The sequence below is a fragment of the Deinococcus multiflagellatus genome (assembly GCF_020166415.1).
GTDB classification, from domain to species: domain Bacteria; phylum Deinococcota; class Deinococci; order Deinococcales; family Deinococcaceae; genus Deinococcus; species Deinococcus multiflagellatus.
Genome location: NZ_JAIQXV010000003.1, coordinates 279,632 through 293,964, shown reverse-complemented (window position 1 = coordinate 293,964; position 14,333 = coordinate 279,632). Strand labels below are relative to the sequence as shown.

At 68.3% G+C, this 14,333-nt stretch carries 17 protein-coding genes; 7 read left to right on the top strand and 10 right to left on the bottom strand.

The window, feature by feature from the left end; translation table 11 throughout:
• Positions 1 to 7: 7 nt before the first annotated feature.
• Complete coding sequence (locus tag K7W41_RS06500; protein ID WP_224605939.1) at positions 8 to 661, bottom strand: pentapeptide repeat-containing protein; 654 nt, start codon at positions 659 to 661, stop codon at positions 8 to 10.
• A complete protein-coding gene (map, locus tag K7W41_RS06495; RefSeq protein ID WP_224605936.1) occupies positions 658 to 1,419 on the bottom strand; it encodes a type I methionyl aminopeptidase in 762 nt (253 codons plus the stop codon). The genes K7W41_RS06500 and map overlap by 4 nt, the downstream gene beginning before the upstream one ends.
• 102 nt (positions 1,420 to 1,521) lie before the next feature.
• On the opposite strand from map, the gene K7W41_RS06490 reads away from it, so the two are divergent.
• The 3 genes from K7W41_RS06490 (at position 1,522) to K7W41_RS06480 (ending at position 3,428) form a co-directional block, all read left to right on the top strand.
• Positions 1,522 to 2,382, top strand: a complete 861-nt coding sequence (locus tag K7W41_RS06490) for a M55 family metallopeptidase (protein WP_224605933.1) — start codon at positions 1,522 to 1,524, stop codon at positions 2,380 to 2,382.
• 72 nt (positions 2,383 to 2,454) lie between these two features.
• Positions 2,455 to 2,910, top strand: coding sequence for a hypothetical protein (locus K7W41_RS06485; RefSeq protein WP_224605930.1), 456 nt, complete (start codon positions 2,455 to 2,457; stop codon positions 2,908 to 2,910).
• An 83-nt stretch (positions 2,911 to 2,993) separates the two neighbouring features.
• Positions 2,994 to 3,428 (top strand): GNAT family N-acetyltransferase, encoded by a 435-nt coding sequence (locus tag K7W41_RS06480; protein ID WP_224605926.1) that lies wholly within the window; start codon positions 2,994 to 2,996, stop codon positions 3,426 to 3,428.
• A gap of 3 nt (positions 3,429 to 3,431) precedes the next feature.
• Here K7W41_RS06480 and K7W41_RS06475 read toward each other — a convergent pair whose 3' ends face one another.
• The 4 genes from K7W41_RS06475 to K7W41_RS06460 are packed head-to-tail and all read right to left on the bottom strand — an operon-like array spanning position 3,432 to position 6,133.
• On the bottom strand, positions 3,432 to 3,908 hold the full coding sequence (locus K7W41_RS06475) for a hypothetical protein (RefSeq protein ID WP_224605924.1): 477 nt from the start codon (positions 3,906 to 3,908) through the stop codon (positions 3,432 to 3,434).
• 3 nt (positions 3,909 to 3,911) lie between these two features.
• Complete coding sequence (locus K7W41_RS06470; protein ID WP_224605921.1) at positions 3,912 to 4,313, bottom strand: DUF4259 domain-containing protein; 402 nt, start codon at positions 4,311 to 4,313, stop codon at positions 3,912 to 3,914.
• On the bottom strand, positions 4,310 to 5,530 hold the full coding sequence (gene ispG, locus K7W41_RS06465; RefSeq protein WP_224605918.1) for a flavodoxin-dependent (E)-4-hydroxy-3-methylbut-2-enyl-diphosphate synthase: 1,221 nt from the start codon (positions 5,528 to 5,530) through the stop codon (positions 4,310 to 4,312). Before ispG ends, K7W41_RS06470 begins: the two co-directional genes overlap by 4 nt.
• A gap of 9 nt (positions 5,531 to 5,539) precedes the next feature.
• Positions 5,540 to 6,133, bottom strand: a complete 594-nt coding sequence (locus K7W41_RS06460; protein WP_224605915.1) for a TetR/AcrR family transcriptional regulator — start codon at positions 6,131 to 6,133, stop codon at positions 5,540 to 5,542.
• A gap of 105 nt (positions 6,134 to 6,238) precedes the next feature.
• On the opposite strand from K7W41_RS06460, the gene K7W41_RS06455 reads away from it, so the two are divergent.
• The 4 genes from K7W41_RS06455 to K7W41_RS06440 all read left to right on the top strand — a co-directional run bounded on the left by K7W41_RS06455 (position 6,239) and on the right by K7W41_RS06440 (position 10,065).
• Positions 6,239 to 6,991, top strand: coding sequence for an MBL fold metallo-hydrolase (locus K7W41_RS06455; RefSeq protein ID WP_224605912.1), 753 nt, complete (start codon positions 6,239 to 6,241; stop codon positions 6,989 to 6,991).
• Positions 6,992 to 7,036: 45 nt separating this feature from the next.
• Positions 7,037 to 7,549 (top strand): ankyrin repeat domain-containing protein, encoded by a 513-nt coding sequence (locus K7W41_RS06450; RefSeq protein ID WP_224605910.1) that lies wholly within the window; start codon positions 7,037 to 7,039, stop codon positions 7,547 to 7,549.
• A 173-nt stretch (positions 7,550 to 7,722) separates the two neighbouring features.
• The gene (locus K7W41_RS06445; RefSeq protein ID WP_224605909.1) at positions 7,723 to 9,546 is read left to right on the top strand and encodes an alpha-amylase family glycosyl hydrolase; all 1,824 of its coding nucleotides are present in this window, start codon (positions 7,723 to 7,725) and stop codon (positions 9,544 to 9,546) included.
• Positions 9,547 to 9,786: 240 nt separating this feature from the next.
• Positions 9,787 to 10,065 carry a barstar family protein gene (locus K7W41_RS06440; protein ID WP_224605907.1) on the top strand — a complete coding sequence of 93 codons (279 nt, stop codon included), beginning with the start codon at positions 9,787 to 9,789 and terminating at the stop codon, positions 10,063 to 10,065.
• 229 nt (positions 10,066 to 10,294) lie between these two features.
• On the opposite strand, the gene K7W41_RS06435 is transcribed toward K7W41_RS06440, so the two are convergent.
• Genes K7W41_RS06435 through K7W41_RS06420 form a run of 4 tightly spaced genes read right to left on the bottom strand, consistent with a single transcriptional unit; the run spans position 10,295 to position 14,084 of the window.
• Positions 10,295 to 11,212 (bottom strand): glycoside hydrolase family 43 protein, encoded by a 918-nt coding sequence (locus tag K7W41_RS06435; RefSeq protein WP_224605905.1) that lies wholly within the window; start codon positions 11,210 to 11,212, stop codon positions 10,295 to 10,297.
• Complete coding sequence (locus K7W41_RS06430; protein ID WP_224605903.1) at positions 11,209 to 12,219, bottom strand: glycoside hydrolase family 43 protein; 1,011 nt, start codon at positions 12,217 to 12,219, stop codon at positions 11,209 to 11,211. Before K7W41_RS06430 ends, K7W41_RS06435 begins: the two co-directional genes overlap by 4 nt.
• 51 nt (positions 12,220 to 12,270) lie before the next feature.
• Positions 12,271 to 13,146, bottom strand: coding sequence for a carbohydrate ABC transporter permease (locus K7W41_RS06425; RefSeq protein ID WP_224605901.1), 876 nt, complete (start codon positions 13,144 to 13,146; stop codon positions 12,271 to 12,273).
• Positions 13,143 to 14,084, bottom strand: a complete 942-nt coding sequence (locus tag K7W41_RS06420; protein WP_224605899.1) for a carbohydrate ABC transporter permease — start codon at positions 14,082 to 14,084, stop codon at positions 13,143 to 13,145. Before K7W41_RS06420 ends, K7W41_RS06425 begins: the two co-directional genes overlap by 4 nt.
• Positions 14,085 to 14,333 lie beyond the last annotated feature (249 nt).

Genomic DNA, 14,333 nt, shown 5'->3' with positions numbered 1-14,333 from the left:
CTGCTGGTCAGCCCTCCAGGGTCTCAACCTTGACGCCCAGCAGGTGGGCGAGGTCCAGCAGTTGCGTGGGCTCGACGGTCACGCCCTGCAGTTCGGCAGGCCCCAGGCGGACGCCCCGCAGGTCGCAGCCGCGCAGATCGGCGCCGTCCAGCAGGGCCCCACGCAGGTCGGTGCGGGCCAGCTGACAGCCACGCAGGACCGCCCCGGGCAGCTTCGCGCCCATGAACACCGCTTCGCTCAGGTCGCAGGCGTCCAGCCGCAGGTGCGCGGCGTCGGCCTTCAGCCAGACCGACAGGGCCAGCACGGTGCGGTCCAGGCGAACATGACGCAGGCGTGCGCCCGGCGCCTGCAGCCCCAGCAGCCGGCAATCAGACACCTCCACGCGTTCCAGGGCCACGTCGTCCCACGCGGCGCCGCTCAGGTCACAGCCTTCAAAGCGCACGTCCTGAAACCGTACCCGCTGCCAGTTCACGCCGCGCAGCGTCACGCCCCGGAACACACACTTTTCAAAAGTCACGCTGCGCAGTGTCTGCCCGCCGGGCAGGTCGCCCGCCAACGCCACCTCCCGGTAGACCGCTTCATCCTCCAGTGGCCCAGGCAGGGGGCGCAGGTTGCCCAACTTCGGGGGTTTGGGGGCCACTGGGAGGGCGGGCCGCGTCACAGCGTCAGAATCTCGCAGCCCTTCTGGGTCACGGCGACCGTGTGTTCAAACTGCGCGCTGGGGCTCTTGTCGGCGGTGATCACGGTCCAGCCGTCGCCCAGCAGGCGGGTTTCGGGGCGTCCCAGGTTGATCATGGGTTCAATGGTGAACACCATGCCGGGCTGCAGCTTCAGGCCGGTGTAGCGCGCGCCGTGGTGCAGCACGGTGGGTTCCTCGTGCAGGCGCTTGCCAATGCCGTGGCCGGTGTACTCGCGCACCACGCTGTAGCCCCGGCCCTCGGCCAGCGACTGGATGGCGTGCCCAATATCGCCCAGGCGCGCGCCGGGTTTGACCAGATCCAGCGCGGCGTTCAGGCTGGCGCGGGTGGCGTCCACGAGGCCCTGCACCTCCGGGCGCACCGGCCCCACTGTGTAGGTGTAGCAGGCGTCGCCGTAGTAACCGTTCAGCAGCACGCCGATGTCCACGCCGATGATGTCGCCCTCCTGCAGCTGGCGGCTGTCGGGAATACCGTGGCAGATCACCTCGTTCACGCTGGCGCAGATGGTGCCGGGAAAGGGGTTGGTGCGCGGCCCATAGCCCAGGTAGGCGGGGGTGGCGCCCGCCTTGCGAATATGCTCCTCGGCCAGGCGGTCGAGTTCTTTGAGGGTCACACCGGGTTTGACGTGGGGTTCCAGCACCCGGAAGGTTTCGGCCACCAGCGCCCCCGCACGGCGCATGATCTCGATTTCGCGGGCGGATTTCAGGGCAACGCGGCTCATAACAGAGCAGGCTAACACGGGGCACCCAGAGCGGTGAGCGCCCCGTGTCACGAACCGCCGGCCGCTCCCTCTTGCCGGCCCACGCGCGCTACCCTCGCCCCTATGGGTGAACGCCGGGTGGTCATCAGCGTGGATATGGAAGGCGTGTGCGGGGTCTCAAGCTGGGTGCAGGTGAGCCCGCCGGAATTTGGCGGTCTGGTGAACGCCGCCGAATACGAGCGCGCCCGCCGCCAGATGACCCTGGAAGCGGCGGCAGCGGCCCAGGGCGCCCTGGACGCCGGGGCCACCGACGTACTGGTGAACGACAGCCACGACACCATGCGCAACCTGCTGCCCGAACTGCTGCCCCCAGGCGTGCGCTTTACCACCGGCAACGACAAGCCGCTGAGCATGGTGCAGGGCGTGCAGGAGGCCGGGGTGGTGGGCCTGCTGTTCGTGGGCTACCACGCCCGCGCCGGCAGCGTGCGCGGCCCGCTGGCCCACACCTGGAACGGCTTCATCCGCGACGTGCGGATCAATGGGGCCTCGACCGGCGAATATGGCCTGAACGCCCTGCTGGCCGGCCACTACGGCGTGCCGGTGCTGTTTGCCAGCGGCGACGATGTGGCCATGACCGAGATCCGGGCAGAACTGGGCGAGGAGGTGGTCACAGTGGTGGTCAAGGAGGGCCTCAGCGCCTTTGCCGCCGTCCACCTGCATCCTCACACCGCCCTGGAGCGCATTCAGGAAGGTGCGTGGCGGGCCGTGGAACAAGCTGCCCAGGCCCGTCCTCACACCACCCGCTGGCCGGCCCAGGCCCAGCTGAGCTTCAACCATCAGGCCCGCGCCGACGCTGCCGAACGGGTGCCCGGCGTGACCCGGGTGGACGCCGTGACCGTGGGCTGGGAGAGCGACAACGCCTATCACCTGTTCCAGACCTTCCGCATGCTGGCGAAGGTGGCCGAGGTGCGGCTGGACGGGTAAGGAGGGGTGTGGGCCGTGGGGTGTTGGTGGTGGGAAGGGCAACACTCATGGCTGCCCGCTAAGCTCGGCGCCATGCGTGCCCTGTTGCCTGTTGTCGCGGCCCTGACGCTCTGTTCTTCTGCCTCTGCGGCGGCCGTGTGGGCGGGGGTGAATGCCACCACCGCCGGCTACGGCGTACATGCGGGCACCGCGCTGCTGCCGGTGCCGCTGCTGGGCACCCTGGGGCTGGAAGCCAGCGCCGAACGCCCCTGGCAATCCGGCGCAGGCACCGCCAGCCGCTACGCCGCCGGGCTGACCCTGCGCGACCTGAATCTGCCCCTCAGCCGCGTGGACGCCTTTACCACGGTGGGCGGCGAACTGACTGTGCCCACGCCCGCCCCGGGCGGCAGCAGTGAGAGCCGCTTTGCCCTGTACGGCGAGGCCGGCCTGCGCGGCCCCGTGCTGGGCCCGGCCGGCTGGCGGGCCTTTGTGCGGGCCAGCAGCGCCGGGCAACTGGGGGCCGGGGTGGGGCTGGAACTGCGGTTTTAAAGCGGGGAGCAGGAGGCGGGAAGCGGGGCGCGATAGGGCAGGTGGCGGATGCGGCCTGGCCGGGGGGTCTTTAGCCTGACGGCGTGACCGAACAAGATTCTTCTGCTTACAGCCTTCAGACCACGCTGGAGGGCATCTCGCCCGCGCAGCTCACGGGGTTTTTCGTAGGGTGGCCCAACCCGCCCAGCCCAGAAACGTTTTACCGCCTGCTGGCGGGGTCGTACCGCTTTGTGCTGGCGGTGCAGGGCGGGCAGGTGATCGGGTTTGTGCAGGCGGTCAGCGACGGCGTGCTGACCGCTTTTGTTCCGCTGCTGGAAGTGCGGCCCGAGCATCAGGGGCAAGGCATTGGCCGCGCGCTGATGGAGCGGCTGCTGGCGGAACTGGCCGACTTCTACGCCGTGGACCTGGCCTGCGACGACGATCTGGTGCCCTTCTACGAGGGCCTGGGCTTGCGGTGGGCCAACCTGATGTTCCGGCGCAACTACGCCCGGCAGCAGGGACGACCAGCGACGCCTTAACGCTTACCAGTACAGCAGCAGGGCGTCCCCCCGGTTCCAGCCCAGCCGCTTCAAGTACCCGCCCTCCCGGGGGCTGAGCTGGGCCAGTTCCTCTGCCGTGGGCCGACCGTTCAGCCAGGCAGCGTCCGGCACCACCCAGCCCCGGGCCTGCCACCATGCGGCCAGCTCCGGCGGATTGATGTAGGGGTGGTGGGCGGGTTCCCAGGGCTCGCCGGGGAGGCCGGCCGGCCGGTGCTCTGGCGCGGCCACAAAAGCCAGCAGGGGCAACCAACCGTGGGCGCGCACCTCCACCCGCTGCGCACCATACGGCGCCACCAATTCACACACCCGCAACTCGGTCATGGAGGAGGTGGCCGCCCAGGGGGCAAGTGACCAGCCCGTGGCCTGGGCACAGGCATGCAAATCAGCCGTCCAGCGCTGAGCAGCCCCTGAATCGGCTGCGTCCAGCTCGGCCCGCAGCCAGTCCAGCGGCGGGGCCATCCCCTACCCCAGTTCGGCGCGCAGGCGCTGCACGTCCTCGCGCCACGCCTCGGCGTCGTCGCTCTCCTCCCACAGGTCGGGCAGCTCGCTGCCGGGGCCCAGCACCCGGTCCAGGGCCTCGCGGGCCACCTCACGCAGGGGCGCCAGCTCGGCCGGGTTCACGCCCTGCACCCACGCGCGCAGCCCGGCGTCGGTCAGGCTGGCCGTGTCACCCGTCAGCACCGCCGCCAGAATCTCGGCGGCGGCCAGGGCGCGGTGACCTTCCTCGGCGTCCAGCAGGTCGTTGTCGGGGTCCAAGGCCACATCAAAGGCCTCGGCCAGGGCGTAGGCGCCGTCCTGCACCACCTCGGCCACAAAGGCGGCGGCGTGCTCGTTCTCCAGGCTGCCCGTCCCCCAGACGGTCACACGCCCACCCCCTGCCCGTAGCGGCGCTCCACGTACTGTTCCAGCAAGTCCTGAAAATCCTCGGCAATGCGGGGGCCCCTCAGGGTGGTCAGCAGTTTGCCGTCCTGGTACACGGGGGCGCGCGGGTCTTCCCCCGTGCCGGGCAGCGAAATGCCGATGTTGGCGTGCTTGCTCTCGCCGGGGCCGTTCACGATGCAGCCCATGACCGCCACCTGCATCTCTTCCACGCCGGGGTATTTCGCCTTCCACTCGGGCATGGTGTCGCGGATGTAATCCTGAATCTTCTGGGCCAGCTCCTGGAAAAAGGTGCTGGTGGTGCGCCCGCACCCGGGGCAGGAGGTGACCTGCGGCAGAAACTGGCGCAGCCCCAGGCTCTGCAAAATCTGCTGGGCCACCTCCACTTCCAGCTTGCGGCTGGCGCCGGGCTCGGGGGTCAGGGAGACGCGGATGGTGTCGCCAATGCCGTCAATCAGAAGGGGTGCCAGGGCCGCGCTGCTAGCCACAATCCCCTTCATGCCCATGCCGGCTTCGGTCAGGCCCAGGTGCAGGGGGTAGTCGCACAGCGGGGCCAGCTGGCGGTAGACCTTCCACAGTTCGGGTGCGCTGCTCACCTTCACCGAAATCAGGATCTTGTCGTGGGGCAACCCCAGTTCCTCGGCGTAGCGGGCGCTGTCCAGGGCAGAGACCACCATCGCGTCAATCATCACGTCGGTGCCGGTTTTCGGGCTGCCGGCGCGGGTGTTCTCGTCCATCAGCTTCGCCAGCACCTGCTGGTCCAGGCTGCCCCAGTTCACGCCCACGCGCACCGGCTTGTCGAACTCCTTGGCCACCTCGATCATGGTGGCGAAGTTGGCGTCGTGGTGCTGCCCGGCGCCCACATTGCCGGGGTTGATGCGGTACTTGGCGAGCAGGCGGGCCGTCTCCGGGAATTCGCGCAGCAGGATGTGGCCGTTGTAGTGAAAGTCGCCCACGATGGGCACGTTCAGGCCTACCTCGTGCAGGCGGGCCACGATCTCGGGGAGGGCGGCGGCGGCTTCGCGGGTGTTCACAGTCACGCGCACGATCTCGCTGCCCGCGCGGGCCAGCTGGGCAATCTGAATGGCCGTGGCCTCGGCGTTGGCGGTGTCGGTGTTCGTCATGCTCTGCACGACGATGGGGTGCGCGCTGCCCACGAACACGCCTCCCACGTTCACGCTGACGGTCTGGCGGCGGGTCATGCCCCCAGTCTACGCGGGCGCCCCCGCTGCCCGCGAGGACAGGTGCCCGGCCGCCTCCATCTGGTCCAGCAGCGCCCCCAGGCCGATCTCCACGCCGCCCTGGGGCCCACTCTGGCCGTACAGCCCGGCCCGCTCCAGCGCCGCTGCGCCGTGCAGAAAGGTCCAGTAGGCCACCGCGTGCCCGGTGTCGTCGGGGTGGCCGGTCAGCGCGCCCACCCGTTCCAGCAGCGCGCCCCACAGGGCCTTGCCGGCCGGAGTCCATAGGCCCGGTGCTCCTGGCGCCACAGGGGTCAGCAGCAGGTCGTAGGCGTGGGGCCGCGTGCGGGCAAAGTGCCAGTAGGCCTGCGCCACGGCCGCCAACGCCGCGCGGGGGGGCAACCCGGCCGCCGCCGTCAATTCGGTGCGCAGGGCGCTGGCCGCCTGTTCGGCCAGGGTGGTCAGCAGGGCCTCGCGGCTGCCCACATGGCGGTACAGGCTGCTGGGACGCACGCCCAGGGCCTCGGCCAGGGGACGCATGCCCAGGGCCGCGGGCCCGCCCTGTTCCAGCAGGGCCCAGGCCGCCGCCTGAATGGCCTCGGGCGTGAGTTTGGCGGGGTAAGGCATGGCGAACAGTGTACGCCTTGACGCCACCCCGGCGCGGGTGTACGGTAATTACACAAGACGAACACCGTTCGCTTTGGTGGCCGCCCGGCCACCCGGAGGTCTCCTATGTCGGCACGCCACAGCGCCCACCCGCCCATCCGGCTGGCCCAGTTTGGGCTGGTCAACACCTACCTTGTTCCCGAAGCCGATGGCCTGACCCTGATTGACGCGGGCCTGCCCGGCCTGGAACGGCGTCTGCCCCCGCTGATTGCCCGCCTGGGCCGGCCGCTGCGCCGGGTGGCGATCACCCACGCGCATGCCGACCATGCGGGCAGCCTGGACGCCCTGGCGGCGGCGCACCCGGGGCTGGAGGTGCTGCTGGGCGAACACGACGCCCCAGGGCTGGCGGCGCTGGGGGTGCAGACCGCCCCCACCCGCCTGCTGCGCGCCGGGGACCGCGTGGGCTCCCTGGTGGTGCTGGACACCCCGGGCCACTCGCCGGGCCATGTGGCCTACCTGGATGAGCGCGACGGCACGCTGTACGGCGGCGACACCTTCGTGAACGTGCCAGGGCTGCATGCGGCCAGCGTGCTGAGCGCCGTGTTTCCGCTGCCCACCCTGGGCACCCACGACCCGGCCGGGACCACCGCCAGCGCCCGCGCGCTGCTGGCCGTGCCTGCCCACTTTCTGGCCACCGGGCACGGCCCCGTGGTGCGTGAACCGGGGCCCGCCATGGAGCGCGCCGTGGCCCAGGCCGAAGAGGGCCGCGCACCCAGTCGCCTGAGTGCGCAGGTGGCCGCCTTCGTGGGGCGCCTGACCGGCATGACCACCGGGGGCGCGGTGGCCGCCAAGGCCGGGCTGGCCGGGAGGGGCGGCTAGAACATGTGGGCGGAACTGTGGCCGAGCAGCGAGGGAGCGTAAGCCATGCCGACCAGGCTCATCCACCTTGCAGAGCATCAGCAGTGGGATCAGGTCAAACACGCCCTTGCCCTCACACGGCATTCAACGGAAGAACTGACCGGCGCCCTGGTGAAGGCGGTATTCTTCCAGAACCTTGAAATGACCCAGTTGCTTCTCGAGGCAGGAGCGAATCCGAATCGCAGCTTCGATGGCGCTGAGTTTCCACCCGTTAGTGCTGCCGTTGAGCAAGCCTGGCAACCTGGACTCCAGCTGTTACTGGCACATGGCGGAGACGTCAACGTGCGAAGATTCGGCGGCTGGACGCCCTTAATCCATGCCGTTGATGTTGAGGCAGACGGCGCCTGGCAGACTGGTGAACCCGCCACACTCGATTTGTTGCGCTTCTTGTTGGAGCAGGGGGCAGATCCGACCTTACGAGATGACAATGGCGAGTGTGCAGCGGATCTGGCTCGGCGGTACGGGTGGGATGAAGCCGTGCAACTTTTGAGTCAAGAACACCTGACCGATAAACCCTGAGGGCCTGTGCAGTCCACCCCCTGCCTTTCCCCTTGACCGCAGGGCGGCAGCAACCTCACACTGGGGCAAACAGTTCACAGGCAACGCTTGTCCGCAGCGGGCACGACCTTTCTTTGCATTCACGCAAGAGGTCGTGCCCGCTGCGCTGCTGCCGTGCCGGAGGTTAACGCCACATGTCTATTTTTCCCCTGCTGTCCACCCAACACGACCACACCCCTGCCTACACCGGGCGCCTGGGCGCGCCCCTGGGCGAGACCGTCCGCGTGCGCCTGCGCACCACCCTGCCGGTGACGTCAGTGAAGTTCAAGCTGGTGCGCGTGGGCGAAATTGAAGCGCACCCCGCGCGGGAGGTGGAGGTGGCCGGCGACCTCCCCGGCCGCTGGTTCGAGGCCGATCTGCCCGTGCACGAAGGCCGCGTGCGCTACGCGTGGCAGCTGAACTTTGGCAACGACCACCTGCACCTCACGGCGCTGGGCCTGCACCGCACCCGGCGGGGCTTTCGCTCGTGGTTCACGTACCTTGCCGGGCACACGGCCCCCGAATGGGCCTGGCAGAGCGTCTTTTACCAGATCTTTCCCGACCGCTTCCGCAACGGTGACCCCAGCAACGACGTGCAGACCGGCGAATACGTGTACAGCGGCCGGGCTGTAGAGCACGTGGCGTGGAACACCCCCATCGACGCCTGGGGCGACATTCATGGGCATTACGGCGGCGACCTGAACGGCATCACACAGGCGCTGCCCTACCTGCAGGACCTGGGCATCACGGGGCTGTGGCTGACCCCCATTTTCGTGTCGCCCAGCAACCACCGCTACGACATCACCGATTACCGCCACATTGACCCCCACCTGGGCGGCGACGCGGCCTGGGACGAACTGGTGGGCGCGGCCCAGCGGGCGGGCATCCGGCTGGTGCTGGACGGCGTGTTCAACCATGTGGGCAACGAGCACGCGCTGTTTCAGGCGGCGCTGGACGACCACGCGGCCCCCGAGCGCGAACTGTTCACCTGGCGCGACGAGCCCGGCAAGCCGCCGTACCACGCCTTTTTCGATGTGCCCACGCTGCCCAAGATTGACTACCGCAACCCGGCGGCGATTGACGAATTCTTCAGCGGCGAGGAGTCCGTGGTGCGCCACTGGCTGCGCCGGGGTGCGGCAGGCTGGCGCCTGGACGTGGCCCACATGATCGGCACGGGCGGCACCGACGAAGACAACCTGCCGCTGCACCGCACCCTCAAACGCGCCGCGCGCGAGGAGCGGGGCGACGCCTACGTGTTCGGCGAGCGCTTTTACGACCCCGAGCACGCGCTGGACGGCCAGGGCGAGGACGGCTCCATGAATTACCACGGCTTTGGCCTGCCGGTGATGCAGTGGCTGGCGCGGGGCAACCTCACCTTTGAACCCAGCAACCTGGGCGGCGAGGAACTGGCCGAGCTGCTCTGGGACGCCTACCACGCCCTGTCGCCGCAGGTGGCCCTGAGCATGTTTAACGTGCTGGAATCGCACGACGTGCCGCGTGCCCTGTACCGCCTGGGCAATGACCGCACGCTGTTCCAGGCCGCCCTGACCTTCCTGATGACCTACGCCGGGGTGCCCTGCACCTATTACGGCTCAGAGGTGGGCCTGAGCCAGTCACGCGACGGCGCCATGCCGTGGTGCCGCGAGGCCATGCCCTGGGACGAGGCCGCGTGGGACCAGCCCCTGCGCGCCCGGGTGAAGGCCCTGATTGCGGTGCGCCGCGAGCAGCTGGCCCTGCAGCGCGGCAACCTGCGCTTTCTGCACGCCGAGGACGACGCCGTGGCGTTCCTGCGCGAATACACCCATGAGGACGGCCACGTCGTGCGCGCGGCGGTGATTATCAGCCGCCGCCCCCAGGCCCACGAGGTCGCGCTGGCCCTGCCCGGCGGCGAGTGGCGCGACGCCCTGAGCGGCGAGACGGTGCACGGCGGTCAGGTGACGGTGCAGGCTGCTGGCGGCCGGATTCTGCTGCAGGGGTGAGGCGTGGAGGCACGGTAGGCTGAGCCCATTGGACAGGCCAGGGTGACTCGATCAGACAGTGGTGTGATGACAGTGGTTCGGACAGTTTTCAAGCGTGTCGAGTAGCCCGTGGAAGAAACGTCGTCTGGGACGCTTGGCTCGCTTCCCCCCCTCCCGACCCCCCCCACGAGGGGGGAGGGGAAAAACAGCGTGCTTGTCAGGTTGTCCTCTGTGGAATGTTAAAACTGTCCAAACCATTGGATGAACACTCGAACCAAAATTGTCGATTGCTCTGGCGTGCGTTCCGAACAGGACTTCTGGGCGGCCTACGTGCGCGATGTGAAGCCAGAAAGCCCGGACTCTGGTCGAAATTTCGATGCCTTTTGGGACGCCCTCTGGGGTGGTCCAGGCTGGCCTGATGCCGACAAGCTTCGCTTCATCCATACCTCGGCAGTGGCAACATTTCGTGACGGGCAATTCATCGCCATGCTCAGGGAGACGTCGCAGGGAACCGATTCAGTCCGGCTTGTCTTTGAATAGCTCTGCTTGCTCAGGGTGGTCCCTGGTCGGCCTGCAGGGTGAGGACCAGCGCGGCAGCAGAGCACTGCGCCGGCTCTCGACTCGATCTGAAGCACCAAGCGCGCCCAGCCAAAACAGGTCTGGGCGCGCTTGGTGCTGTTCAAGTGATCACGTCAGGGAAGACATCCCCGGGCGCACCGCAGCGGAGTGAGGACAAATGACGGCCCTTCCATGCCCCCTCCTCCCCTGCTCAGCCTTCTTCCTCCTGCACCCGGGGCACGCCGCCGGTCCAGTCCAGCCGGGCCACATGCAACTGGCGGTGCGTGTGCCCGGCATTCCAGGCATGAAAGACGATGTGGTCCTGCCCGTCTGGCCCGGCCACCAGCGAGTTGTGGCCCGGCCCAATCCAGCCGTTCAGCCCACTGCGCAGCACGGTGGCTGCCCCGGCCGGTTCGTGCCAGGGCCCCAGCGGATGGTCGGCCACCGCGTGCCCCACGCCGTAGGTGGCGCTGGTCCAGGCGCCGCCGGAATAAAAGCAGTGGTACTGGCCGAAGCGGAACACCACAAACGGCCCTTCAAGGGTGTGCCAGTCGTACACCTGCCCGTACATGGGCCGCTGCCGGCTGTACAGCTGCCAGTCGGCCGAGGGCCGCAGCACCGTCTGGGGCGGTCCGGCTGGGGTCAGGGGGTCGCGCAGGGGCATCACGGCCAGCATGGTCCCCACGCGCTCGCCGCCCAGTTCATCGCGGGCAAAGTACAGATACCACTGCCCGTCCTGCGCGCGGAACGGGTGGGGGTCAATGGCGAAAGGCTCGTCCGGGGTCAGGTTCAGCCCCTGGTCGGTAAAGGGCCCCAGGGGATGGGTGGCCGTCGCCACGCGCAGGTGGTGGCCCTGGTCGCCCTGCCCCACCGAGTAGTACAGGTAGAACACGCCGTTCTGCTCGGCCACCTCGGGCGCCCAGTAGTCGCGCCGCTCGGCCAGCACCGGCGTCAGGGCGCCCCCGTGCGAGGTCCAATGCTGCAGATCGGGCGAGGACAGCACCTCAAAGGCCCGCCCGTTGCCGCCCTCTTCATGGCCGTGCAGGCCAGTGCCGTAGGCGTAATAGGTCCCCTGCCACGCCAGCACGAAGGGATCGGCAAAGTAGCCGGGAAATCGGGGGCCGGTCATCGGGCGGGGCGGGGGGCGGGCTGCGGCGTCAGGGTGGGCCCACTGACCTTCAGCCGGCCCCCGCTGAAGGTCACGCGGTCCAGGCGCATGCTGCGGTACCCCAGCTGATCGCCAATCTGGCCGGTGGTCCAGGCGTGGTACACCAGCCACGTCTGCCCCGCGCCGTCGGTCACCACCGACTGGTGGCCGGGGCCTGCCACCGCGCCCCGGCTGGTCAGCACCGGGTTGTCGGCAGACTTGCTGTAGGGGCCGGTCACCTTGCTGGCGGTGGCGTAGCCCACGGCATACAGGTCGCTGTCAAAGGGCCCACCCGAGTACAGCAGGTAGTACGTGCCGCCCGCCTTGTGCAGGGTGGGCGCTTCAATGACGGCGCCCTCCCACAGCTGAAAATTCTGAATCAGGTCGGTGGGCTTGCCGGTCAGGCTCAGGCCGTCCCTGGCCAGCGGCTGCAGGTAGATGCGGGTACTGAGGTTGCAGCAGTTGCCGTCGTTTTTCCACAGCAGGTAGGCGCGGCCGTCGGTGTCCACGAAGGGGCTGGCGTCAATGCTGCCGCCTTCCTCCACCTGACAGACCAGCGGCCCGCTGCCCTGGCCCCTGAACGGCCCAGCGGGCTGCGCGGCGGTGGCCACGCCAATGCACTGGCGGCCACTCTTCAGGTCCCGGGCAGTGAAGTACAGCACGTAGCGCCCGGCCAACTGCACCACTTCGGGCGCCCAGGTCAGGCCCGGCTGTACCCAGGCGGGCAGCACGGGCATGGCGTCGCCTGCCCGCTCCCAGTGCACCAGATCGCGGCTGACCGCGTGCGGCACGTTGCCGCCGCTGCCGTTGGTGGCGTAGGCGTGGTACTGCGTGCCGGCCCGCAGAACGAAGGGGTCCGGGAAATTGGCGTCCAGCACCGGGTTGCTGAAGGTGGTGGTGGCCGCAGTGGGCGGGGGGCTTGCGGCGCCGCCCGCCTGGGCCCAGGAGCCCACCAGCAGGCCAAGGGCCAGAAACAGGGGTTTGAGCATGAAGTCTCCAGCGGGGCCCCGTCAGGTGTGGGGCGCCCAGGTGGGAAAGGGCTACTCTTTCAGGCCGGTGGTGGACAGCCCCGCTTCCAGGAAGCGCTGGGCAATCAGATAGGCCACCAGGGCCGGCACGGCGGCCAGGGTGGTGGCGGCCATCAACTTGCCGTACTCGGTGGTGTAGCGCTGGGAAAAGGTGGTGATGCCCACCGGCAGCGTCATCTTGTCCACGTCGGTCACCGTGTACAGCGGCCACAGGTAGTTGTTCCACGACCCCATAAAGGCAAACACTGCCAGCGTCACCAGCGAGGGCACGCTGAGCGGCAGGATGATGCGCCACAGAATCTGAAAATTGCCCGCGCCGTCCAGCCGGGCGGCTTCTTCCAGTTCGCGGGGAATCCCCACAAAGAACTGCCGCAGCAAGAACACCCCGAACACCCCGCTGATACCCGGCCAGATCAGCGCGTGGAACGAATTGATCCACCCGAAGTTCAGCATCATGATGTAGGTAGGCACGAGGGTCACGATGCCCGGAATCATCAGGCTGGACAGGATGAACCAGAACCACGCGTTGCGGCCCGGAAAGCGCATGCGGGCCAGCGGGTAGGCGGTCAGGGCACACAGGGCCACATGCAGCACGGTAAAGGTCAACGCCACGAACAGCGAATTCCAGGTCCAGCGCAGAATGTTACCGTCCGGCGAGGTCAGCACCGCGCGGTAGTTCTCCAGGGTGGGATGCGCGGGCCACCACTGCACCGGCGAGGCAATAGCGTCAGCCTCGGTTTTGAACGACGTGCTGATCATCCAGTACACGGGCGCCAGAAACAGCAGCGACAGCAGGCACAGCACCAGAAAACGGGGCCACTCGCGCGGCAGGCGTCGGCGGCGGGGCGGCGTCCGGACGGGCACCCCTTTGGGCGGCACCGTGGTCATTTCTCCTCCGTGCTCTGAACGTCGCGCGCCATCAGGCGGAACTGCGCGGCTGTGAGCACCAGCATCATCAGACCAAACACAAAGCCCATGGCCGCCGCGCTGGAAATCTGCGAGTTGGTAAAGCCCTCTTCGGTGATGTACTGAATCACGCTCTGGGTGGAGCGCGTGGGGCCGCCGTTGGTGATCACCAGCGACTGCCCAAACAGCTGAAAGGACGCCAGCGCCGTGGTAATCACCACGAACAGCGTGATGGGCGTGAGCATGGGCCACGTAATAAAGCGGAACTGCTGCCCGCCCGTGGCGCCGTCCAGCGCCGCCGCTTCATACAGGCTGTGGGGAATGTTGCTCATGGCCGCCAGATACAGGGTCATGTTGAAGCCCACCGTCCACCACACCGTGCCCACCACGATGGGCACCCAGGCCAACCCCTCGGTGGACAGCCACGCGATAGGCGGCGCCCCAGTCATCAGGTCGCGCGCGGCGTTCACCAGCCCAATCTGGTTATCGAACATCCAGCGCCACAGAATGCCCATCACGGAAACAGTCAGGATGCCCGGCATGAAAAACACCGCCCGGAAAAAGGTGCGCCCAAAAATGGGTCGGTGCAGCAGCGCGGCCAGCCCCAGCGCCGCAGCCACCAGCAGCGGCACGCTGACCAGGGTGAAGAAGGTGGTGTTCCACAGGGTGCGCCAGAAGAACTCGAACTGCGGGGTGCCGCTGGTGAACAGGTTGCGGAAGAACTCGGTGCCCACGAAGGTCTGGGTGTTGTTCAGCAGATCCCAGCGGTGCAGGCTGATGTACAGCCCGTACCCGATGGGATAGACGGTGAACATGAAAAACAGCGCCGCGTGGGGCAGCAGGTACAGGTACGGCTCCAGCGAGCCCCGGCGGCGGGTGCCGGTCGGCGCGTGCGTGGCGGGCGCCTGGGTGGTGGTCACGGTTCACCTCTGATAAGACTTCCGGTTAATCAGCTATTGCATAGCTGATTAATCCGACCGAAGGGAGAAGGAAAAACGGTGACGGAGAGCAGTGGAAGCACCGCAGCGAAGCGGAGGGGCTGGAACGGATCATCCGGAATCCGTATGAAAAAGGGAGAAGGGCAGGCGGCCGGGGGAAAACGGGCGGTGGGGGTGGCGGGGCCTGCCCCTGCCGGGCCGGCGCCGCTGCCCCCACCCCACGCCCCGGCT